The organism is Microbulbifer variabilis (genome assembly GCF_020524905.1).
Taxonomy (GTDB): domain Bacteria; phylum Pseudomonadota; class Gammaproteobacteria; order Pseudomonadales; family Cellvibrionaceae; genus Microbulbifer; species Microbulbifer variabilis_A.
Genome location: NZ_JAIVKI010000004.1, coordinates 157,843 through 178,839, shown reverse-complemented (window position 1 = coordinate 178,839; position 20,997 = coordinate 157,843). Strand labels below are relative to the sequence as shown.

Annotated in this window: 22 protein-coding genes; 12 read left to right on the top strand and 10 right to left on the bottom strand. The window is 49.7% G+C overall.

The genetic code is table 11. From position 1 onward, the window contains the following. Positions 1-8 precede the first annotated feature (8 nt). On the bottom strand, positions 9-1,151 hold the full coding sequence (locus tag LC073_RS07485) for a S1C family serine protease (protein WP_226645659.1): 1,143 nt from the start codon (positions 1,149-1,151) through the stop codon (positions 9-11). Positions 1,152-1,849: 698 nt separating this feature from the next. Here LC073_RS07485 and sat point away from each other — a divergent pair. Continuing rightward, on the top strand, positions 1,850-3,040 hold the full coding sequence (gene sat, locus LC073_RS07480; RefSeq protein WP_226645656.1) for a sulfate adenylyltransferase: 1,191 nt from the start codon (positions 1,850-1,852) through the stop codon (positions 3,038-3,040). Positions 3,041-3,143: 103 nt separating this feature from the next. Here the strand turns inward: sat and LC073_RS07475 are convergent, their stop codons facing one another. After that, the gene (locus LC073_RS07475; RefSeq protein WP_226645653.1) at positions 3,144-3,584 is read right to left on the bottom strand and encodes a YhcB family protein; all 441 of its coding nucleotides are present in this window, start codon (positions 3,582-3,584) and stop codon (positions 3,144-3,146) included. A 402-nt stretch (positions 3,585-3,986) separates the two neighbouring features. On the opposite strand from LC073_RS07475, the gene zapE reads away from it, so the two are divergent. From zapE to LC073_RS07440, 7 genes are all read left to right on the top strand, one after another. Next, a complete protein-coding gene (gene zapE / locus LC073_RS07470; RefSeq protein ID WP_319004712.1) occupies positions 3,987-5,087 on the top strand; it encodes a cell division protein ZapE in 1,101 nt (366 codons plus the stop codon). A 107-nt stretch (positions 5,088-5,194) separates the two neighbouring features. Beyond that, positions 5,195-5,623, top strand: a complete 429-nt coding sequence (rplM, locus tag LC073_RS07465) for a 50S ribosomal protein L13 (protein ID WP_152454552.1) — start codon at positions 5,195-5,197, stop codon at positions 5,621-5,623. 15 nt (positions 5,624-5,638) lie between these two features. Further along, positions 5,639-6,031: a 30S ribosomal protein S9 gene (gene rpsI / locus LC073_RS07460; protein WP_226645647.1), complete on the top strand. Its 393-nt coding sequence runs from the start codon at positions 5,639-5,641 to the stop codon at positions 6,029-6,031. A gap of 301 nt (positions 6,032-6,332) precedes the next feature. Further along, positions 6,333-6,932, top strand: coding sequence for a ubiquinol-cytochrome c reductase iron-sulfur subunit (gene petA / locus LC073_RS07455; RefSeq protein ID WP_226645644.1), 600 nt, complete (start codon positions 6,333-6,335; stop codon positions 6,930-6,932). Next, a complete protein-coding gene (locus LC073_RS07450; RefSeq protein WP_226645641.1) occupies positions 6,929-9,166 on the top strand; it encodes a ubiquinol-cytochrome c reductase in 2,238 nt (745 codons plus the stop codon). The genes petA and LC073_RS07450 overlap by 4 nt, the downstream gene beginning before the upstream one ends. A gap of 106 nt (positions 9,167-9,272) precedes the next feature. After that, a complete protein-coding gene (locus tag LC073_RS07445) occupies positions 9,273-9,899 on the top strand; it encodes a glutathione S-transferase N-terminal domain-containing protein (RefSeq protein ID WP_226645638.1) in 627 nt (208 codons plus the stop codon). Positions 9,900-9,924: 25 nt separating this feature from the next. After that, entirely contained in the window at positions 9,925-10,320 is a 396-nt protein-coding gene (locus LC073_RS07440) for a ClpXP protease specificity-enhancing factor (RefSeq protein ID WP_152456408.1), read from the top strand. A 422-nt stretch (positions 10,321-10,742) separates the two neighbouring features. On the opposite strand, the gene LC073_RS07435 is transcribed toward LC073_RS07440, so the two are convergent. The 3 genes from LC073_RS07435 to LC073_RS07425 form a co-directional block, all read right to left on the bottom strand. Then, positions 10,743-11,555: an OmpA family protein gene (locus LC073_RS07435; protein WP_226645636.1), complete on the bottom strand. Its 813-nt coding sequence runs from the start codon at positions 11,553-11,555 to the stop codon at positions 10,743-10,745. Positions 11,556-11,613: 58 nt separating this feature from the next. Beyond that, positions 11,614-11,973 (bottom strand): DUF4398 domain-containing protein, encoded by a 360-nt coding sequence (locus LC073_RS07430; RefSeq protein ID WP_226645633.1) that lies wholly within the window; start codon positions 11,971-11,973, stop codon positions 11,614-11,616. An 85-nt stretch (positions 11,974-12,058) separates the two neighbouring features. Continuing rightward, positions 12,059-12,625, bottom strand: coding sequence for a porin family protein (locus LC073_RS07425; protein WP_226645629.1), 567 nt, complete (start codon positions 12,623-12,625; stop codon positions 12,059-12,061). Positions 12,626-13,096: 471 nt separating this feature from the next. Between LC073_RS07425 and LC073_RS07420 the strand changes: the two genes are divergently transcribed. The 4 genes from LC073_RS07420 to LC073_RS07405 all read left to right on the top strand — a co-directional run bounded on the left by LC073_RS07420 (position 13,097) and on the right by LC073_RS07405 (position 15,423). Further along, positions 13,097-13,429 (top strand): DUF883 family protein, encoded by a 333-nt coding sequence (locus LC073_RS07420; protein WP_226645626.1) that lies wholly within the window; start codon positions 13,097-13,099, stop codon positions 13,427-13,429. A 3-nt stretch (positions 13,430-13,432) separates the two neighbouring features. Further along, positions 13,433-13,867, top strand: coding sequence for a hypothetical protein (locus tag LC073_RS07415; protein ID WP_226645623.1), 435 nt, complete (start codon positions 13,433-13,435; stop codon positions 13,865-13,867). Beyond that, on the top strand, positions 13,857-14,147 hold the full coding sequence (locus LC073_RS07410) for a hypothetical protein (protein ID WP_226645620.1): 291 nt from the start codon (positions 13,857-13,859) through the stop codon (positions 14,145-14,147). The genes LC073_RS07415 and LC073_RS07410 overlap by 11 nt, the downstream gene beginning before the upstream one ends. A 121-nt stretch (positions 14,148-14,268) precedes the next feature. Beyond that, a complete protein-coding gene (locus LC073_RS07405) occupies positions 14,269-15,423 on the top strand; it encodes an AI-2E family transporter (protein ID WP_226645617.1) in 1,155 nt (384 codons plus the stop codon). Here the strand turns inward: LC073_RS07405 and LC073_RS07400 are convergent. From LC073_RS07400 to LC073_RS07380, 5 genes are read right to left on the bottom strand one after another with little or no spacing between them, the layout of a single operon-like run. Further along, positions 15,401-17,302: a hybrid sensor histidine kinase/response regulator gene (locus LC073_RS07400; protein ID WP_226645615.1), complete on the bottom strand. Its 1,902-nt coding sequence runs from the start codon at positions 17,300-17,302 to the stop codon at positions 15,401-15,403. The genes LC073_RS07405 and LC073_RS07400 overlap by 23 nt on opposite strands. A 53-nt stretch (positions 17,303-17,355) precedes the next feature. Beyond that, positions 17,356-17,817 carry a response regulator gene (locus tag LC073_RS07395; protein WP_226645611.1) on the bottom strand — a complete coding sequence of 154 codons (462 nt, stop codon included), beginning with the start codon at positions 17,815-17,817 and terminating at the stop codon, positions 17,356-17,358. 11 nt (positions 17,818-17,828) lie between these two features. Further along, entirely contained in the window at positions 17,829-19,397 is a 1,569-nt protein-coding gene (locus tag LC073_RS07390; protein ID WP_226645608.1) for a sensor histidine kinase, read from the bottom strand. Beyond that, positions 19,390-19,581: a hypothetical protein gene (locus LC073_RS07385; protein ID WP_226645605.1), complete on the bottom strand. Its 192-nt coding sequence runs from the start codon at positions 19,579-19,581 to the stop codon at positions 19,390-19,392. Before LC073_RS07385 ends, LC073_RS07390 begins: the two co-directional genes overlap by 8 nt. Continuing rightward, positions 19,578-20,930 carry a sigma-54-dependent transcriptional regulator gene (locus tag LC073_RS07380; protein ID WP_226645602.1) on the bottom strand — a complete coding sequence of 451 codons (1,353 nt, stop codon included), beginning with the start codon at positions 20,928-20,930 and terminating at the stop codon, positions 19,578-19,580. Before LC073_RS07380 ends, LC073_RS07385 begins: the two co-directional genes overlap by 4 nt. Positions 20,931-20,997: the final 67 nt, after the last annotated feature.

Sequence of the window (20,997 nt, the reverse complement as noted above, 5' to 3'; positions counted from 1 at the left end):
CTAAAGGATTACTCTGCGGGGGTTGTCGTATCCGGTTTGACTGACACTGTCGCCTCTACGGTATGAGATGCGCCTTCGCGAGTGAAGGTGATGGAAATGGTGTCTCCTGGTCGCAGAGTTGCCATAGTGGCTTCGCCCTGTTTTCCATCGCCAATTGGCAGCCCATCGATATGGGTGATTACGTCCCCTGGTTTAAGCCCTGCGTTGTAGGCAGGGCTTTCATTGTAGATGGCGGTGATCATAACCCCCCCGGTGGAGGCGAGATTGAACTCCTTAGCCATCTGTGGGCTGATCGCGCTGGCTTCAATGCCTAGCCAGCCGGGCACAACCCGGCCGTAGGCGATGATGTCCTGCATCACTTTGAAGGCGATATTGGCGGGAATAGCGAAGCTGATTCCACCGGAATATCCAGACTGGTTCAGGATTGATGTGTTGATACCGAGCAGGCGCCCTCGGGAATCCACCAGTGCGCCGCCAGAGTTGCCGGGGTTCACTGCTGCATCAGTTTGCAGGAAGTTTTGCAGGTGGCTGCCGGTGCCGGAGTTTTCCAGGTGTCGTCCTTTGGCGCTGATAATGCCTTGGGTTACAGTTTGACCCACTCCAAAGGGATTGCCGATTGCCAGTACCACATCGCCTACCTGCGCGGCTTCGGGCTCACCTACCGAGATAGAGGTAAGATCGTCCAGTTCAATTTTCAAAACAGCCAAGTCAAAGTCTGCATCACTGCCGACCATGCGGGCCTGCGCTTCGCGACCATCGGCCAGCAGAATAACAATCGCGTCTGCCTGGTCGACCACATGGTGGTTGGTGAGGATATAGCCATTGTCACTGACAATAACCCCGGAGCCCAGGTTTGATTGCATGCGCTCCCTCTGCGGAACGTTCATGTTGTCGAACAAACGGCGAAATAGGGGGTCATTAAATAACGGATGTTGCCGTTGTGGCAGCGCCATACGGGTATAAATATTGACTACGGCAGGCCCCGCCATATTGACCGCCGGGGCATAGGATACCGGCCCCTGCCAGTCCCCTTGAGAGGGGGTGGGGTTTACTCCGCGCAATTGCGGAAAGATAAGCAATAGCAGGGCGGCCATAGCCAAGCCGATCAGGGTAGGCAGGGCCCAATCCTGTAAAAAGCGATTTTGGGACACTCGAGACTCCTCTTTGCGCTGATTATACACACGTCTTGCTGGGGATTCGCCGAGTCGGGGCCTACAGTTGTTTTGGTGTTGCCGGAGGGGAGTTGGTGGGGAGCTATTAAAAGTGAGAAAAGGGTGCTCAGTCGAGGCTTTTATGGGTGGGCCTATCCAACTCTTATCGAACGTATAATCTTGGGATGCCCTGATTATTAAAGGGCCGTTCTTATAGATAGCTAGTACTCAGAGTATCCCTATCAATCATTATTTGCGGTAAATCCTCCAAATAATTTGTTCGGTAACCTTCAGATCACTTTTTAATCTTACAAAGACCTCTTATATGTTCTATGGGGTTGATCAGGAGTGTCCCTAAATTAGAGATTGGGTTTGTTCCTCTAAGCTCACTCCCCACCTCACGATCATTGTTAATAGACTTGAGGCTTGTATTCCATCGGCTCTGCCATTTGGGGCTGCAGTTTTAGCACTGTGTCGTTGTTTGCGATAGTGCCCTTGGTGAAGTGGAAATTTGGTGGGGTATTTTTTGTTGAGCCAAGCCTTTGATTGCCGGTTGGGCTTTTGCTGGCAGGGTTCCAGAGAGCTGGGGTCTATACTCCCCCCCTCTGTATCGGTTTGACATTGGTCAGTCTGTGCAGATGCGTATAATAGCCAGTCGATAATTGACTAACCGGCAAATTTTGTATTTGGAGACCAAAATGTCCTTAGTTCGCCCCCATGGCAGTGTTGAGCTGCAGCCTCGCTTCGTTTATGACAGCGAACGGCATCACCAGTTGATGCATGAAGCGGAGTCGTTGCCCTCTATTGTGATCAGTTCTGCCGCTGCCGCCAACGCGGTAATGCTGGGAGCGGGCTACTTCAATCCCCTGCACGGTTACATGAATCTGGCCGATGCCCTGAGTGTGGCAGCCACCCTGCGCACAGCCGACGGCTTGTTTTGGCCAGTGCCAGTACTGAATGTTGTTGAAGACACTAGCGCAATTGAGGGCGCCTCTAGAATCGCCTTGCGAGACCCGAATGTTGAGGGTAATCCAGTACTGGCAGTTATGGACGTGGAGGCGATTGAAACCGTTTCCGATGAGCAGATGGATATCATGGCTGAGCAGGTCTTCGGTACCCTGGATGATAAGCACCCTGGTGTGGCCACCTTTAAGTCCGCTGGTCGTAAGCTAATTTCAGGCCCGATTGAGGTGTTGAACTTTAGTTACTTTATTAGTGACTTCCCGGATACCTTTCGCACAGCAGTGGAAATTCGCAACGAATTTGCCGAGCGTGGCTGGAGCAAGGTAGTAGCCTTCCAAACCCGTAATCCCATGCACCGCGCCCATGAAGAGCTGTGCAAGATGGCCCTAGAGGCTGTCGAGGCGGATGGTGTTCTGATTCACATGTTACTGGGGCAGTTGAAGCCTGGTGATATCCCGGCGCCGGTGCGCGATGCCTCGATTCGTAAGATGGTAGAGCTCTACTTCCCGGCCAATACCGTGATGGTGACTGGTTATGGCTTCGACATGCTCTATGCAGGCCCTCGTGAAGCCGTGCTGCATGCGGTATTCCGCCAGAATTGTGGTTGTAGCCACCTGATCGTAGGTCGCGATCACGCTGGTGTTGGAGATTACTACGGCGCTTTTGATGCGCAGGCTATTTTCGATGAGAAGGTTCCTGAGGGTGCTTTGGAAATAGAAATCTTCCGTGCCGACCACACCGCTTACTCAAAGAAGCTCAATAAGGTGGTAATGATGCGTGATGTGCCGGATCACACCAAAGATGACTTTATTCTGCTATCTGGCACCAAGGTGCGTGAGATGCTTGGGGATGGCATTGCCCCGCCGCCGGAATTCTCCCGCCCAGAAGTGGCGCAGATCCTGATGGATTATTATCAGAGCCTGTAATTTTCAGGGTCTACGGGAAAAGGCGGGCCACCCCGCCTTTTTCTTTGCCACTATTCTTTCCCTGATCGAAAGGATGAGATCAAAAATCTTGGAGGTGCAACTGTTAGTTGCCTACATGCGCCTCTTTTTCAAGGCCGTAGTCTTCGTCTAGGGTACCTTTGGCTCCGGGTTCTTTGGGCGCCCAATCTTTCGGTGGCCCCATTTCTTGGAGTTGCTTGTCATCATCCTTTAGCTTGCCACTACCAGCTTCCAGCATTTGTCGGCCTATATCCTGACTGGATAGTCTCAAAGCGCTGTTGGATAGGTATTCGTGAACTTCTTTGTAGCTTTCGGTCAGATTGTGAACCAACTGAGAGGTTTGGTCGAAGTGTTCATTGACCTGCAGTTGGAAGTCCTCGAGCTTGCTATTCGCCTCGCGCAGACGCTGCTCCAACTCCTGGGTGCGGTCAACACTGGAACGTCCGCGAATCGCCAGGTAGGTCAAGAAAGCACCTAGCGTCATGCCGAGGATGCCAACTAAAATTAATACCGATGTAGAGTGCACTTTCTACCTCCCGAACTTGCTCTTATATGGCACTGGCGATTCCTGGTGCATGGTGATGGATGGCGGTCATCTGGGTAATGTTATTCACAGGGCCCTGTGTAGTCATCTGCGAGTGGCTGTTGCCCCATGTTAGCGGGCCCAGTATACGCGATTATTAATCCGACAATTAAGATTGTTGCTTATATGCGACAAGCCAATGTACCGCCAGTTCCGAATTGCCGGTACTAGCTGGCGAATCGGACAGGGATCGGAGGCTTCGGATACTGGTGAAGGTCTAAGGGTACTACCTCTATATTGCAACTTTGCCACCTAGGCGGCTCCGTAATGAATTTGATAGAGTGCGCGCCTGTTACTCGGTTGTTGAAGAAAATTTCATCTATGTTGCCCGCCAAACCCCTCTTACTGTCCCCCCTTGAGCGCTACGAGAACGACCTTCAGCGCCCTGATTTTATCGAGGATCTGTCCCAACGGGCGGCGGTTCAGGAGCTGCAAAATCTGCATTGGCGCCTGGTGGCCAGGGCTAAGCGGGGTTTTCTCGCAAGTCTGGTTTCACGCTTGCGCGGCGCCGATGTGGGTCCTGAGCGGGGCCTCTATTTCTGGGGCGGGGTAGGGCGGGGTAAGACCTATTTGATGGATGCCTTCTATGAGTCCCTGCCGTTTGAGCAAAAACAGCGTACCCACTTCCATCGCTTTATGCGCCAGGTTCATCAGGATCTGAAAGAGTATGCGGGGGAGAAAAACCCACTGGAAAAGGTGGCCGACAAGATTGCACGACGGACTAGGGTGCTCTGTTTTGATGAGTTCTTTGTCTCTGATATCGCCGATGCCATGATACTGGCGGGTCTTTTGGAGGCCTTGTTTCGTCGCGGGGTAACTCTGGTAGTCACATCCAATATTGTGCCGGAGGGGCTCTATAAGGATGGTTTGCAGCGGGCCCGCTTTCTGCCCGCAATCGATCTTCTGCAGCGCCACACCAAGGTGGTGAATGTCGATGGCGGTACAGATTACCGGTTGCGTACTCTGGAGTTGTTAGAGCTTTATCATGCGCCGCTCGACAAGGCGGCAGATGAAAATCTGTATCGCAGCTTTAATCGCCTGATCGTGGATGGTTGCGAAGTGCGCAGTAATGTGGACCTGCAGGTTGAGGGGCGCCCCATTCGCGCATTAAAAGTAGGGGATGATGTAGCCTGGTTTAACTTTACGGATCTATGCGATGGTCCCCGTTCACAAAATGACTACATAGAACTGGCGCGGGAATTTCAGACAGTTCTTCTGGCGGCGGTACCGCAGTTTGACGAGCGTATGGATGCCCAGGCACGCCGTTTTATCAATCTGGTAGATGAATTTTACGACCGCTGTGTAAAACTGGTGATCTCTGCGGAGGTGCCGGCAGAGGCGCTATATGGCGGGCAGCATCTGCGTTTTGAGTTCGAGCGCACAGTCAGTCGGCTACTGGAAATGCAGTCCAGGGAGTACCTGGAAAGGGCGCACCGCCCGGAATAGCCCCACCGTATAAACCGCTTGAAAAGCGAGCACTCCTTTTGTACTATCCGCGCTCTTTTGTGGGACGGCCCCTAATACCAGGGGGTCATATTACAGGTGTTTATAACATGAAGACATACAGTGCAAAGCCGGAAGCGGTAAAACGCGACTGGTACATTGTTGACGCTGCGGACAAGACCCTCGGCCGTATTTCTGCCGAGATCGCCCACCGCCTGCGTGGCAAGCACAAGCCTGAATACACGCCCCACGTGGACACTGGCGATTACATCATCGTAATCAATGCCGAGAAGGTTCGCGTGACCGGCAACAAGGCCAAAGACAAGATCTACCACAGCCACTCCGGCTATCCCGGTGGTCTCAAGTCCATCAGCTTTGAAAAGCTGATCGAGAAAGCGCCCGAGCGCACCATTCAAAGCGCCGTTAAAGGCATGCTGCCGAAGGGTCCTCTGGGTCGCGCCATGTTCAAGAAGCTGAAAGTATACGGCGGTAGTGAACATCCTCACGCGGCGCAACAGCCGATTGAACTGGCGATCTAAACGGGAAGAAATCTGATGGCAACTACTCAATACTACGGTACCGGCCGCCGCAAGACCTCCACCGCTCGTGTATTTATCGTACCGGGTGAAGGCAAAATCAGCGTAAATGGTCGCACCCTGGACGAATACTTTGGCCGCCAGGTGGCTCGCATGATCGTGCGTCAGCCGCTGGAAAAGGTCGACATGGTCGAAAAATTCGACATCATTGCAACTGTAAAAGGTGGTGGTTCCTTTGGTCAGGCGGGTGCTATCCGTCACGGCCTGACCCGCGCCCTGATGCAGTACGATGAGGAGCTGCGTCAACCGCTGCGCGCCGCTGGTTTTGTTACCCGCGACGCCCGTGAAGTTGAGCGTAAGAAAGTGGGTCTGCGCAAAGCGCGTAAGAAGCCACAATTCTCCAAGCGTTAAGCTTTCTTTTTGGCCCGGCAACTGCCGGGCTTTTTTCTATCCGGTAGTTGTGGTTTTGAATTTCCATTCGGGAATTGTTCAATTTCTCGCAATTTCACCGCGCAATTCCAGACGTTCCCCAGGTCTTTGCCTTGTATCAAAATGGCATTTTCTTTAACATTGCGCGGATTTGTATCCGCTTGATTTGTGGGGTTTATTCGCGCGGGCAATCTGCCGGAGCGGGACTTCTTTCAAGACTTTTTGGGTTTGGGCCAGCGCAATTCCGGTCTGTCCGGGATCGCTGTGATGGGAGAACTACGTCATGAGTGATGACGGTGTAAATGTAGGACGGCGCCGTTTCTTAACCGCAGCTACCTCTGTAGTTGGTGGTGCGGGTGCGGTTGGGGTGGCCGTGCCCTTCGTCGCTTCCTGGAATCCGAGTGCCAAGGCGAAAGCTGCGGGCGCTCCGGTTAAGTACAACATTAGCAAACTTGAGCCGGGCCAGATGGTCACTGTTGAGTGGCGGGGTAAGCCGGTATACGTGGTCCGTCGTACCGACGAGATTCTGCGCGACTTGGAAAAAGTGGAGCCGCTGTTGCGGGATCCCAATTCCGAGGAGTCCGTTCAACCGGCTTATGTAAACCCGGAAAATCGTTCTATTAAGCCAAAACTGTTGGTTCTGGTTGGTTTATGTACCCATCTGGGTTGTGCGCCTATGTACCGCCCTGAAGTTGGCGCTGCCGATTTGGGTGGCAGCAAATGGATGGGTGGTTTCTTCTGTCCCTGTCACGGTTCCAAATACGATATGGCTGGCCGGGTATATGCCGGCGTTCCGGCGCCTACCAACCTGGAGGTTCCGCCTTATTCCTATGAGAGCGACGACGTAATCGTGATTGGTGTAGACCAGGAGGGCGCTGCATGAAATGGCTAGCAGATTTCGGTGACTGGGTAGATCAGCGTCTGCCGATCTACCAGGCCTGGGATAAGCACATGGGCAAATACTATGCGCCCAAAAACTTTAACCTCTGGTATTTTTTCGGCGTATTCTCCCTGCTCGTACTCGTCAACCAGCTGTTGACTGGTATTTGGCTGGTAATGAGTTTCACCCCCTCCGCTGAGGGCGCTTTTGCCTCTGTTGAATACATCATGCGCGATGTGGAGTGGGGCTGGCTGATTCGATATCTCCACTCGACAGGTGCCTCTGCCTTCTTCGTAGTGGTCTATCTGCATATGTTCCGCGGCTTACTATACGGCTCCTATAAGCCGCCGCGTGAGCTGGTGTGGATCTTCGGTATGTGTATCTACCTGGTGCTGATGGCGGAAGCCTTTATGGGCTATGTACTGCCATGGGGACAGATGTCCTACTGGGGAGCCCAGGTGATTGTTTCCCTGTTTGGCGCCATTCCCGGCATCGGTGAGACGCTGGTTGAGTGGATTCGCGGTGATTACCTGATTTCCGGTATTACCCTGACTCGCTTCTTCTCTCTGCACGTCATTGCCCTGCCTCTGGTACTGGTACTATTGGTCGTACTGCACATTCTTGCGCTGCATGAAGTGGGCTCCAATAACCCAGACGGAATCGAGATCAAGAAAAATAAGGACGAGAATGGTATCCCCAAAGACGGCGTGCCTTTCCATCCCTACTACTCTGTACACGACCTGGTAGGTATCGCAGTATTCCTGTTTATCTTCGCCACCGTGGTGTTCTTCTTCCCAGAGATGGGCGGCTTCTTCCTGGAGCACGCTAACTTCGAAGAGGCGAACCCGCTGAAGACGCCGCCGCATATTGCACCGGTCTGGTATTTCACACCCTTCTACGCCGTACTGCGCGCAGTAACCATGGATATTGGCCCACTGCCGGCTAAATTCCTGGGAACCGTTGCAATGGGTGCGGCTATTGCGGTTCTGTTTGTACTGCCCTGGCTGGATAAGAGCCCTGTGCGCTCCATCCGCTACAAAGGTTGGTTGCCCAAGGCGTTGCTGCTGGTGTTCGCCGCGGTATTTATCATCCTCGGCTATTTGGGAGTTCAATCCCCGACACCGGGACGTAACTTCCTGGCTCAGGTATGTACCTTATTCTACTTCGCCTTCTTCCTGACCATGCCCATTTGGACCAATCCAAAGGCGCGCAAAGGTATGGGCTCCTGGATCGTAAGTATTGTGTTTGGAGTGCTGTTCCTGTGGATGGCCTTTGAAAACTTTAACTTTGGCGGTGAAGATTCAGAGGAAAAAGTTGGCTTTATAAACACCTTCGTGGGCGTGGTTACTCTTCTGCTGGCGGCTTTCTTTGCAGCACTGCCCTGGATTTCCAGCCGTGATGAGGTGTATCCAGAACCCGAGCGTGTTACCAGTCCGTCTGGCGGCAAGACCTTTGGTATCTTGTTTATCGGTATCGTGGTTGTGGGTCTGTTGACCTTTATCCCGATCAAAGCGGTAGGTGCTGAGTCCAGTGTTGAGCTGGACCACATCAACATCGACCTGCAGGACAAACCGTCCCTGCAGAGCGGAGCCAAGTACTTCGTCAACTATTGTATGGGCTGTCACAGCGCCAACTTTTCCCGTTGGGAACGCGTTGCCACTGATCTGGACATTCCCAAAGAGTTGATGATGCAGAACCTGGTGCTGGGCAATGATAAGATCGGTAACCTGATGGAAATTGCCATGCGTCCGGATAACTCCAAGGTATGGTTCGGTGCCACGCCGCCAGACCTGACGCTGGTGGCCCGCGCTCGCTCTCCGGAATGGCTCTACACTTATCTCCGCAGTTTCTACAAGGATGACAACCGGGCTACCGGAGTGAACAACCTGGTATTCCCCAGTGTCGCCATGCCCCATGTTTTGATGGAGCTGCAAGGTTTGCAGGAGTGCGCCCCCGGTCCTAAACGCGAGCATGGCAAGATCGTGCGCGATGATCTGGGTAACCCTATTATGGATGCGGATTGTGGCAGCTTGAAGGTGGGTAAAGTTAAAGGCTCCATGAACCCGGAAGAATTCGATCAGGCGATGTATGATCTGGTTAACTTTATGGAGTACATGGCTGAACCTGTTGCAGAAAAGCGCAAACACATTGGTTTCTATGTGCTGGCGTTTATTTTTGTATTCTTTATCTTCGCCTGGCTGCTAAATCGAGAGTACTGGAAAGACGTACACCACTAAGGTTTACAGATTTCTCTCTAATGGGTGGTGGAGTTACTCTGCCGCCCTTTTATATTTTGAATAAAAGGTTGGCCCCGCCGACCGACTAGTTTGAGGTAGATTGAACATGGGTGTGCCTACCAACAAGCGCTCCTCAATGACCTTCTTTTCCGATGGTCGCAGCCACTACAGCCACCGTGTGCGCATTGTGCTTGCAGAAAAGGGAGTTTCCGTCGATATCATTGATGTTGATCCCGACGATAAACCAGCCGAGCTCGCAGACCTCAACCCCTACAATTCGTTACCGACTTTGGTGGATCGCGAATTAGTATTGTTCGAAACCAAGGTGATGATGGAGTACCTGGACGAGCGATTCCCGCATCCGCCACTGCTGCCGGTTTATCCGGTTGCTCGTGCCCAAAGCCGTCAGATTATGCACCGTATCGAGCGCGATTGGTGCCCGCTAGTGGATAAAATCCTGGCTGGTGGCAAGGATGCAGCTTCCGCCCGTAAAGAGCTGCGCGATAGTTTCGTGGGCATTGCGCCAATGTTTACCGATCTGCCGTACTTCTTTAACGAAGAGTTCTCCCTGGTAGATTGCTGCATGGCACCGCTGTTGTGGCGCCTTGAGCAATTTGAAATCAGCCTACCCAAAACCAAGCAGGTTAAACCACTGCTGGATTATATGGATCGCCTGTTCGCTCGCGAGGCTTTCCAGCAGAGCCTGACCGAGTACGAACGGGAAATGCGTTGAGGACACTTCTGTGAGTAAGCCGGCTATGACATCCAATCGCCCCTATATTTTACGGGCATTCTATGAGTGGATAACCGATAACCGGTGCACTCCCTATATTTTGGTGGATACCCACCTGTCTGGTGTCTTAGTGCCCCAGCAGCATGTTAATGATGACGGACAGATAGTGCTGAATGTCTCGGAGAGTGCTGTGGTTGGCCTGACCATGGATAACTATGCCATCAGGTTCAATGCGCGCTTTGGTGGCGTACCCACCGATATACAGGTTCCCGTAGGGGCGGTTATCGGTATCTATGCCCGTGAAAACGGGCAGGGTATGGTATTCGAGCCTGAGGAGACTCCAGAGCCTCCAGAGCCGACACCGCCTACCAGCCTGGGTAAAAAGTCGGTAAAAAAACCCGCTTTGCGGGTAGTGAAATAAATTCACTAAAAAAAGGAGGCATTTTGCCTCCTTTTTTGATTACCTCTGATTTACTTCGAGGAAGGCTTAAGAAATTACAAGTATGGGGGGAATTATCTGCTTGAGTAACATGTTTACTCTTGGGTTATTTCTCTCTTGGCTGTTATTTTTTACTCAACCCTTCTAGCATTCTTTCAGTTTTCTTAGCCCATTTTTCCCAAATTTCTCTCTTTATTTCAGAAAACTTACCAATTCAGTGTTTTCTAGTCTGGTCCCCATGAAATCAGGACTTTCTGACTGACCCAAAATTAAATATGAAAAATATAACGAATGTTTATGTGTTTGTGGGGGGGAATAAAAAAGCCACGGATATTGGCGGTCCGTGGCAAAAGGGTCGAAGGATGGGGCCTTCGAAGCTACCTTGGGGATGGTAGCGGAGAGGATTAGTTCACGCGGGCAACTGTTGGGGATTCATAAGTCTCATTCTCGCTTAGTAGTACGACTTCTACACGACGGTTGTGTTGCCGTCCGGCAGCAGATTTGTTACTGGCCACTGGATTGGATTCACCATAGCCCTTTACGGTAATACGTTCGCTGGTAATGCCAGCATTGACAAGAGCTTTTTGGATTGACTGTGCACGCTTAATAGATAAGCCGACGTTATATTCTTCACTGCCAAGAGAGTCGGTATAGCCCTCAATAACAACTCTGGTGTTGTCATGTGTGGTTAAAAAGTCAGCCACTTTTCTCACTGTGGGTTTGGCGCCCGGCTGTAATTTGTGGTCATCAAAGGCAAAGAGTACATCGCCAAGGGTGAGAACATTGTCTTTAGAGTTTTGCTTGCTGCCCATTTTTTCGAGCTCTTTTTTAAGCTCATTTAATTCCTGGTTTTTTTGAGCGAGTTCAGAGTTTTTACTCTGCAGCACCAGGCTGGCACGTATCATGTCTGCGTTCTTGAATTGAGATTCCATATTGGCAATATCAATTTCATGCTTTACTGCGCCTAGCATTCTTTCGGCTAGGTAGACCTGATGCGTCATGCTGGTTTCATCGCCTTCTTTCCATGCTGACTTGGCCTCACTTACACTCTTACCCGCAGCCCTAAGTGGTGCTGCCGCATGACGATTGGCCATATCATTACTACTCATGACCTGGTATTGATGTTCAACTTCGGCTAGTGGTTTTGGAATATCTGTGCTGGCACAGCCGCTTACTACTACAGTGGCGAGGCCAAGAGAGATTAACGACTTATTCATGGTCAAATCCTATCTGTTGAATGGCAAATAGCAGTGATATTTGCATGTATGGCTTAGATCAAGATCCCTGATCAATTTCACGTTTAAGCTGCAAGAGCGTGGCATTTAGCTCACGGAGCTTCAGCTTAGTGGTCTCAGAGCGCGCCTGGGCGCTGGCTAGCCTGGCATCTGCAGTAGCCTTCTCTGCGAACATGCGGGCCTGATCAAATTGATGTTTGTCGGCTGCACTCTGCGCATTTCCCAGATGTTCTTTCGCCGTCGCAAGGTGTTGAGCAGCAAATTTTTCACTTTTATCCGATTCAGCAGTGGAGATATAAACTTTCGCTTCTGCAATCTCGTTGCTGGGCATGGTTCCTGTGGCACAGCCAGAAATTGCTGCGACTAATATCAGGCTACCGAATAGTTTTGGTGACTTCATGTCTTTCTCCTTCTGTGATGGATTAGGTTTTCACGGGTGGAGGTACATCCATGTACCCCCACCAAGATGAAATGGTTTTCCGATATTAAAAGGCGAACTGCAATGAGGCGGATGCAATATCAATTTTGGGTTCAATATCATCATCCAGATCAAAGCGTTCATACTCTAGGCGCAGATCAAGATTTTCCATTACTCCTACTTTTACCCCAGCTCCGTAGAACCAATCGCCCCCGTCCAAGTCTTTAGAAACCCGGCCGATAACGGGTAGGTCGGATTTCACTTCAGCTTCCCAGGTAAACCAACCCCCTTTTAGATACACGGATACTCGCTCGTGAAGAGGTGCGGATAAAATCCCGGCAAAAGTGAAGCCATCAATCTCTGCGTTATTATCAAAATCATTCGCTTCATCAAAATTTAGGTAACCAATTTCAGCACCGAGATATTCATTGATTTTCATCCCGCCATAAATTTTGACTACTTCAGCATCTTCATCAAAATCGGTTTCTTCGTCATCCCATTTAATGGAATACTGGCCGTAACCACCACCTACATAGAATTCTGACTTGCTACGGTCAAAGCTTTCTTGTGCAACGGCTTGTCCGGCAAGTCCAGTAGTCAATGTGATTGCAGCTAATAGTTTTCCATAGTTCATAACAGTAATCCTCAGATGAAAATATTTGCACTACTTGTCGGTGTGTTCCCTGTGGGGCTAAACCGGAAAAAGTATTTTTTGGTTCTAAGCTGTGAAGCTTGATGAGATGGTTGCAACCGGTGTGCCAACTTTTTCTGAGATGGGAGAGGTTTGTTTTTGAATGCTTTGAAATCCGCGTGGTTATTGGGCTTTAAGCAATTTTATTTTTTGAGGAGCGATCTGGAAAATTAATGCTTGAGGCTAGCAAGTAAATTGAATGCTAATGGTCAATGACTCATCTGTGTAAGATTTTCAAAGTTTTCATTTTTTGTTTGTAAAAAATGAAAAATTTCTAAGCTGAAATTTGATTTTGTTAAATGATGCGCCTCTACAGTGGTTATAGAGAGCCTGTAGAGGGCTTTGGATGACAAAGAGGGAGTTGGCATACTACCTGCAGTATCCTGAGTGAACTTAGCAAAATAGGTGATACACATGGCTACAGCAGCTAATTCAAAAAGTGCGAATAAAAGTGTGAATGGTAAAGATGTTGCCCGGGATGAAGCTCTTTTGTCTGAAATGGCCAGAGAGCGAGCTCACTCAGCTGTGGACAGCCTCTCTGATAGAGCGGCGGCAGCCGAGGAAAGAATTCGGGAAACCGCAGCAAGCTCCTCTGACTCCCTCGCGCAAAAACGGGATCAGCTCAAGCAGACGGCAGGTCAGGCACGTTCAGATGTAGAGGGGTTTGCGAAGAAAAATCCGTGGGCGGCCGCAGGTATAGCGTTTGCTACTGGCGCGATCGTTAGCGCACTGATTCGTCGTCGTTAAATTATGACGGGCTTTGAAAACAAACAGCAATGCAGCTCTGGAGTAGAGGACTCTGTTGAGGTGTCGGACTGGCAGCGTCTGAGCGTAACGGCTCAGACGCTGTTGTCAGCATTGGAACAAGTACTCAGAGGGCGTTTGGCATTAATTGGAGCCCAGTGGAGACTGAGCCTAGTAGCCGTTTCCCTTTCCTTGGTGACCCTTGTCAGTCTCGGTTCAGTCATTGCACTCAGCTGGTTTGCCCTTTCTCTCAGTGCAGCCTATGCCATATGGCAATTACTGGGCCATTGGGCCTGGGGCTTACCGGTGATTCTTGGTATGCAATTACTGGCAATAGTGATGTTGTGGCGCCAAAGCAGACGTTTATTGCGGCTGATATCTATTGATCTAAATGTTTTTGAAAGCGAGGTTTCTGATGCTGGACCTTCTGTTGAAAAATGAAAAAGCAGCTGTTCAGGCAGCGATGCTAACTGAGAAACATGGCTTGATTAGCTCTAAGAAAGCTTTGCTTGGGTTAAAAGCTTGTTCAGAAAAAATTGTGGTGAAGCCGATTAGCTTAGCAGCAATCTGTACAGCAGGATTCGCTTCAGAGCGGACATTTACTGGCCTGGGAAAGGAAAGGTTGAAAGCCCTATTTTCTGGATTGAGTTACAGCATCCTGGTGGATTATGGTTTTCAGCTTTGGGATGAGTTTAACGAAGACAAGTCAGCTGCTTCTTGAAGAAACAAGTCATAAGAAGTTTATATAGGGTGACAGTTTTGAGGGAAGATCAGTAGACCTTGATGAGAGATTATATGTTGGGGACCTGTATATAGGTGGTTCAACGAGGATGGATATCTGAGTGAATGAACAAGATAGTATTAATCGAGAATCTATAGGATCTCCCAATATTTGCGCTGAAACTGGAGGCGGTCGACAGTTCAAAGTTCTTACCACCTGCATCGTTATATTAACTGCTCTGGCGATCATAGCAGCCCTTTACCTGGGGCGAACAGTCCTTTTGCCATTCACCTTAGCGTGGATGAGTTCTCTTCTGCTGTCCCCTATTGTCCGTTGGACATCGCAAAAAGGGATACCTAACCCTATCTCTGCAGGTATTTTGGTTCTTATTGCTGTGTTTATGATATTTCTTGCGGGGCGTCTATTGGCTGAACCAGCCAGTGATTGGATAGAGCGGTGGCCACAAAAAACAGCTGAAGTTCGCGAAAAACTCAATATCGTACAAAAACCCTTGCTGGATTTGCGTAAAGCGGGGGATGAAGTGGCAAAGCTGGGTAAGTCGGAAGATCAAAGCCATGTAACAGTATCGGTTGAAAAAGAAAGCTGGCTGAAAAGTGTTGTTACCGACGATATTCCAACCCTGTCCAGTCAAGCATTGATCATTATTGTCCTAACTTTTTTTCTGCTTTCCAGTCGTGGCAGTATTGCCCGGCATATTGGTCAGTTTGGTCGTGACTTTCAAGGTCGCCGGCATTTGATGAGTATTGCCACTCAGATTAGACGGCAAATATCAACCTATTTAAATACGATCGCGTTAGTCAATCTAGCGCAGGCGATTATTACATCATTCGTATTGTGGGTATTGAATTTTCCAAACCCCCTGCTATGGGGTTGTCTGGCAGGGCTTTTGAATTTTGCTCCCTATGTCGGTCCTCTAATAACGGTTTGCCTGTTAACAATCGTTGGGCTGGTGTCCTATGAAACGCTATGGGCAGGGCTCCTGGCGCCAGCGGCCTTTATGGTGATTACGACTTTTGAAGGGCATTTGATTACCCCCTCAATTGTTGGGCAAAGATTGAAACTCTCCCCAATCTCCGTCTTTATGGCCGTGGTCTTCTGGACTTGGATTTGGGGTGTTGGAGGGGCGCTTATGGCCGCCCCAATTTTGGCATGCTTAAAAATTTTTCACGAAAATCTGTTTCCGGTTCCGCTAAAAGAACAAATGGGAAAAGGATCGCAAAAAGTGTTGGCCATTATAGTTGGGCGAGCTTATTGAGGTCATAGGGTTTGCTGAGGACACCGTCAAACCCAGATTCGGCGAGTTTGTCTGAACTCGGGCTTTCACCCGTAGCGGCCAAGAGCCTACCGGTGTAGGCCATGTCACGTATTTTTTTGGCCAGTGTGAAACCATCCATATCTGGGAGGTTTATGTCCATTAAAATGAGACTTGGCTGGTAAGTCTCAAAGAGCTGCAGCGCAGATTCTCCATCACCACAAGCTTTCGCTTCCCAGCCCAATGCCGAGAGCAGTTGCTGGGTTGCACTGCGTGCATCCTCATCGTCTTCAATAAGAATCAGCTTTTTGTCGACTGTCGAATCCGGGAGGTGCTTCGCAAGAAGGTCAAATAATTGGTCTGGCTGTACAGGTTTACCCAGGTGTTCACTACAACCTGCATCCAGACAGCGCTGGCGTTCGCCAAGCATTGTTTGTGCGGTGAGCGCAATAACGGGTATTTCAAATCCCAGTTCTCGTAACTCTTGGGTGGCGGTGAGGCCATCCATCACTGGCATCTGAACATCCATCACGACCAAATCGAATGGCTTGTTATTATCGCGAGCCATCTGTAAAAGGTTTATTGCTTCACGGCCATTCGCTGCCTGTTGAACGTTGCAGCCGGCGCCTTCCAATAAGTGGGCGACCAATTCGCGAATTTCTCTAAGGTCATCGACGACCAAAACCTGGCCGGATAAACTGGGTGACTCAAAGTGAATGGATGCTGTTGGCTGTTGAAGATCCCAGGTTTGGTAGTGATATTCTGTGGGGTGTTTGCACTCTAGTGTGAGGGTGAAACAGCTGCCGGCCCCAATCTCACTTTGCAAGGTTATTTCACCTCCCAGTAGGTGGGCTAACTGTTGACTGATAGCAAGCCCCAGGCCTGAACCCAGTTCTGAACGATAACTATCACCTTTGGCCTGGACAAATGGAGTGAAAAGTTTTTTCTGCTCGCTTGGAGATATACCGATCCCCGTATCGATTACGCGAAAGCTTAAACGGCAACTTTCCTCTAATCGGGTTGCGAAAATATCGAGGCGTACCTCTCCTTCATCTGTGAATTTTACGGCATTACTCAGGAAATTTAACAGAATTTGTCTCAGTCGTGTTGCATCGGTAATGATTTGTGAAGGGAGTTCGGTGAGGGCTTCTATACGGAAGTGAATGCCTTTATCTTCCGCTTTGATGGCGATTAATTGATAGAGTTCTGTGAGAAAGCTGGGCAACGCCAACTCGCTAAATTGTACTTCCAGTCGGCCAGCTTCTATTTTTGACAAATCGAGCACATCGTTCAATAAGCTCAGCAGATGGTAACCATTGCGCTTGATAATACTCAGATGATCTAGCTGTGGCTGCTCAGGATGATTCTGTAGCAGAAGGTCGGTATAGCCCAGGATTGAGGTTAGGGGTGTTCGCAATTCGTGGCTCAGATGGGCCAGGAATTCACTTTTGGATTTATTCTCGGCCTCCGCTTTTAATCGCTCTAAGCGCTCCCGTTCCATATCCCGGCGTGCTACAGCATAGCGGATAGCCCGGCTCAATCGGGCCGGGGTGAGCTGGGACTTTACCAGATAGTCGACCGCACCGGCTGATAGCGCTTCTGCATCAAGGGCGCTATCGTCATGGCCGGTGAGCATAATAATTGGGGCGTCGAATCCCTGTCGCTGGGCCTCCCCCAGGATCTGCAGGCCGGTAAATGCCCCCAGGGAGTAGTCGAGCAAGCATACATCGAAGTTACTGGAACCAAAATTTTTGCGGGCCTCTTCTGCAGAGCGGGCCCACACAATTTGGTAGCCATCGGGATTGATATCCAGAAGAAGATCCCGTGCAATAATAAAATCGTCTTCGTCATCTTCTACCAGCAGTAACCTGGTGACACTCATCTCAATAATCTGCCTTACTTATAGATTTTCCGATTTCCCTGTGGGAAAGGACGTTATTGATAACTCCGTTGCTTCCCAGGAAACTCGACGAACTCAACCCAGTAGCGCCCCAAGGATCGCATCAATTCTACTAACCCCTCAAAGGTGACCGGCTTTGATAAATAGGAGGCTGCGCCAAGATCATAAGATTTGAACATATCTTCTTCGGCTTTAGAGGTTGTGAGAATCACCACAGGGATACGCCGAAAATCCGGGTCCGCTTTTATGGCTGCAAGCGCTTGGCGACCATCCATTCGAGGCATATTTAAATCAAGCAGAATAAGATCCGGCAGAGATTCACTGGAAAGGTGTTCGTATTCGCCCTCTCGTTTCAGAAATGACAGTAGCTCGACGCCGTCATTTACGATAGAGAGTTCGCTTTGAACGAGGCTTTCTTCGAGCGCCTCACGGGTGAGTAACTGATCGTCCTTGTCATCATCCGCGAGGACAATGTTGATGGATTTGGCTGCCTGCATAAATCATTCTCTCAAAGTTTAATGCTCTGATACGGCTGTGAACTCGTGTCGAGTAAGCGTGGTTCAGAATCATTATATTCTACTTGTACAGGGGGCGTTTCCGGTATCAATAATTCGAAAGTTGTTCCTACTCCGGGTGTACTACTTGCGTCAATTTCTCCGCAGTGACGTTCCATTATTCTCCTGCAAATTGCAAGGCCAATGCCTGTTCCTTCGTATTCGTTACGTCCATGTAATCGTTGAAACGCTGCAAAAACTTTTTCAATATATTGTTCGTCAAAGCCAATACCATTGTCACTCACAGTAATGCGGTAACCCGGTACGGTACAGTCTACGTGAGGAATTTCTGCTTTTTCGCATTCAATCCGAATGATCGGTGTGTTATCAGGTTTTATAAATTTAAGCGCATTCCCGATCAAATTAAGAAATAGTTGTGCCATCTGCATCGGGTCAGCTTGGATCACTGGTAGAGGTTGAACCTCAATTTGTGCGTTAGTCTCCTCCCGTTTAATTTGTAGATCATCGAGCACCTCTTCGACGACCAGATTGAGGTCGACGGCTTCAAAGGGGGTTGTCCTTGTGGAGGTGCGTGAGAAGGCGAGGAGATCCTCAATTAATTTAGACATACGCTTTGCTGCACTTTGCATACGCATGACATAATCCTTCCCATCGCCGAGTTTTTCGCTGTATCGATCAGTGAGTCGGTCGCCAAACGCACGTATCTTGCGCAAAGGTTCCTGTAGGTCGTGAGAGGCTACAAAGGCAAAATTTTGCAGCTCACGGTTACTGCGGGTTAACTCCTGTGAATACAACTCCAGTTCCTGGGTTCGTTCGGCCACCCGTTGTTCGAGTTGCTTTGCATATTCACTTTGCTGTCGCATGGATCGGCTGGTAAGCATGGCAATCACCAGAATCAAACCGATTCCCAGGCAATTTGCGAATAGGACCGCGCGGGTAACTTCCTGGCGTCGCAGCGCGGAATCATCCATGAGCGACTGGATATGTTTAAACTCTTCCTCTTCAATAGTGGCGATGAGTTCAGAAAGCATCTCCAGGCTATCGTGGCTGGCTTCCATTGTCTGGGCCAAGCTTCTGGCTTCACGTGTATCCTGGGCGGTGTTTAGCTCGAATGCCTCTTGATTGGCTTGAGAATTGGAGTTTTCAACAGTGCTTCTGCCAGGAGTAAGCTGGGTAACCCCAGCACCAATAGCGCTGTAGTGGCGGTTTATCAACCGCTCAAGTTCTTCAAAACGAATTGCTTGCTCTGGAATTTCGGTTTCTTTGTTACGTAACTTAGTGACGAGTTTGGAGGCACGCGCAACCGCATTCTCATACTGTTCAAGGCTTGAGGAACTCTCGTTTTGCTTGAACTCTCTTAATCGCAGTTCGGCGGTATGCACAGCAAAGTAAGTATCACTTGCCAACTGTAAGATGCTTTTGGTTTTCCCCGAGCGAGCTGCATTTTCCCCGAGTTCATTGAGATTGAGGTAAGTATGGTAGCTATTAGCTACAAATAAGAAGCAGAGGCCCACGATAAGGGCCGTCCAGAAGTAGCGCAACTTTGAAGGTTTTTTATCCATTGTTATGCGACTCGCTGTCCAGTACTTCGGCACAGCCTTTACAGCCTTCAGTAACCTTTTCAAGGGTTGCCAGAATCTTTTCAATAGGGGCTTGCTGGCTTAACTGCAATTTTGCCAGCTCTGCATTCATGGCAATATTGTTCATCAGGTTGCGAAGCTTGTGATGAATATTGTTTTCGCTCATTGTCCATCCTGCTTGTACTGATTAAGGCGGTTGTACAGGGTTTTTAAGCTAATACCGAGTAGTTCAGCAGCCTGCTTTTTGTTGCCATCAACTGCTTCCAAAGTATTTGCAATTAATTGTTTTTCCATTGCTTCAATAGTGTTTCCCGCCTCTAGCTTGGCGGGAGAGCCAGGGGCCTGGCTTTCTTCTATATCTGTTGTCGTTGTGTTTGAACGCCCGAAAGGGGATCCGAGTTGCGGTGGTAGTGTGAGAGTGTTTTGATTGCGATCAGATAAAATAAATGCGCGGTGCAGTGCGTGGCGCAACTCACGTACATTACCCGGCCAGTCATAACTGAGTAGCGTATCTAGAACATGGTTATCGAGGGTGTAGCTGGTCCCGTATTCTTCATTCATCTGATCAATAAATGACTGTGCCAGTAGTGGGATATCTTCTTTTCTATCTCGCAAGGGGGGGAGTTGCAGAGGAAAAACTGCCAGGCGGAAGTAGATATCTTCTCGCAGATGGCCGCCATCGGCAATGTTTTCATTGCTGCGATTGGTGGCGGATACTACTCGGCAGGATACTTCCAGCTCTGTGGTGCCCCCAAGTCTGGTTACCTTGCCCGTTTCCAGTACCCTCAGGAGATTCGGCTGCTGATCGATCGGCATCTCAGTTACCTCATCCAGAAAGAGGGTGCCGTCATTGGCGCGTTCAAATAGCCCGGGTTTTCGTGCTACTGCACCCGTAAATGCGCCTTTTTCGTGACCAAACAGTTCGCTACCGATAAGCTCTGTAGATATGGCTCCACAGTTGGCTGCTACGAGTGGACCTTGAGCCGCAGAGGCATTGTGAATCGCTTGGGCGACGAGCTCTTTACCGGTACCACTCTCTCCCTGGATCAACACGTTGGCTTGTGTTTGCGCAACTTTTTCGATCATGTCGTAAAGTGAACGCATGGCTGGGGATTCTCCGACCAAAACCCCGAAATGTCGTTTATAAGTGGCAGGCGCTGTCGGCTTTTTCCGTAGTAGTAGCTCTTGTAACTGTTTGAGCTCGATTGGCTTGACCAGGTAAGTCATATTGGGGCCGGCGAGGTGGTCAACCATGGATCTGATGGCACTATGACCTGTGACAAACGCGATTTGGTCGGGTGTTCGGTCCAGGGCGAGAGAATCCAGTACATCAAATCCGCTGCCTTCTGGAAGCATCAGGTCAAGCAGTAATGTGTGATAGCGATTACGGGCGAGGTGGCTGCGAGCTTCACTCACGTTGTCGGCTACATCTACTGTAAACCCCATATTTTCAATTAGCGGGGAGACTGCGCTCGTAAAGTTTTCGTCGTCATCTACCAATAATACCCGTTGCAAGATCCCGCCTCCTCTTAGTAGGGATTAAATAGATAACCTAGTTTGCGGTGATTGCGGAACTTCAAGC

Coding starts and splice junctions, on each gene's coding strand:
- sat (WP_226645656.1), top strand. CDS start 1,850: ATGTCCTTAGTTCGCCCCCATGGCAGTGTTGAGCTGCAGCCTCGCTTC.
- rplM (WP_152454552.1), top strand. CDS start 5,195: ATGAAGACATACAGTGCAAAGCCGGAAGCGGTAAAACGCGACTGGTAC.
- rpsI (WP_226645647.1), top strand. CDS start 5,639: ATGGCAACTACTCAATACTACGGTACCGGCCGCCGCAAGACCTCCACC.
- petA (WP_226645644.1), top strand. CDS start 6,333: ATGAGTGATGACGGTGTAAATGTAGGACGGCGCCGTTTCTTAACCGCA.
- LC073_RS07450 (WP_226645641.1), top strand. CDS start 6,929: ATGAAATGGCTAGCAGATTTCGGTGACTGGGTAGATCAGCGTCTGCCG.
- LC073_RS07445 (WP_226645638.1), top strand. CDS start 9,273: ATGGGTGTGCCTACCAACAAGCGCTCCTCAATGACCTTCTTTTCCGAT.
- LC073_RS07440 (WP_152456408.1), top strand. CDS start 9,925: ATGACATCCAATCGCCCCTATATTTTACGGGCATTCTATGAGTGGATA.
- LC073_RS07435 (WP_226645636.1), bottom strand. CDS start 11,555: ATGAATAAGTCGTTAATCTCTCTTGGCCTCGCCACTGTAGTAGTAAGC.
- LC073_RS07430 (WP_226645633.1), bottom strand. CDS start 11,973: ATGAAGTCACCAAAACTATTCGGTAGCCTGATATTAGTCGCAGCAATT.
- LC073_RS07425 (WP_226645629.1), bottom strand. CDS start 12,625: ATGAACTATGGAAAACTATTAGCTGCAATCACATTGACTACTGGACTT.
- LC073_RS07420 (WP_226645626.1), top strand. CDS start 13,097: ATGGCTACAGCAGCTAATTCAAAAAGTGCGAATAAAAGTGTGAATGGT.
- LC073_RS07415 (WP_226645623.1), top strand. CDS start 13,433: ATGACGGGCTTTGAAAACAAACAGCAATGCAGCTCTGGAGTAGAGGAC.
- LC073_RS07400 (WP_226645615.1), bottom strand. CDS start 17,302: ATGAGTGTCACCAGGTTACTGCTGGTAGAAGATGACGAAGACGATTTT.
- LC073_RS07395 (WP_226645611.1), bottom strand. CDS start 17,817: ATGCAGGCAGCCAAATCCATCAACATTGTCCTCGCGGATGATGACAAG.
- LC073_RS07390 (WP_226645608.1), bottom strand. CDS start 19,397: ATGGATAAAAAACCTTCAAAGTTGCGCTACTTCTGGACGGCCCTTATC.
- LC073_RS07385 (WP_226645605.1), bottom strand. CDS start 19,581: ATGAGCGAAAACAATATTCATCACAAGCTTCGCAACCTGATGAACAAT.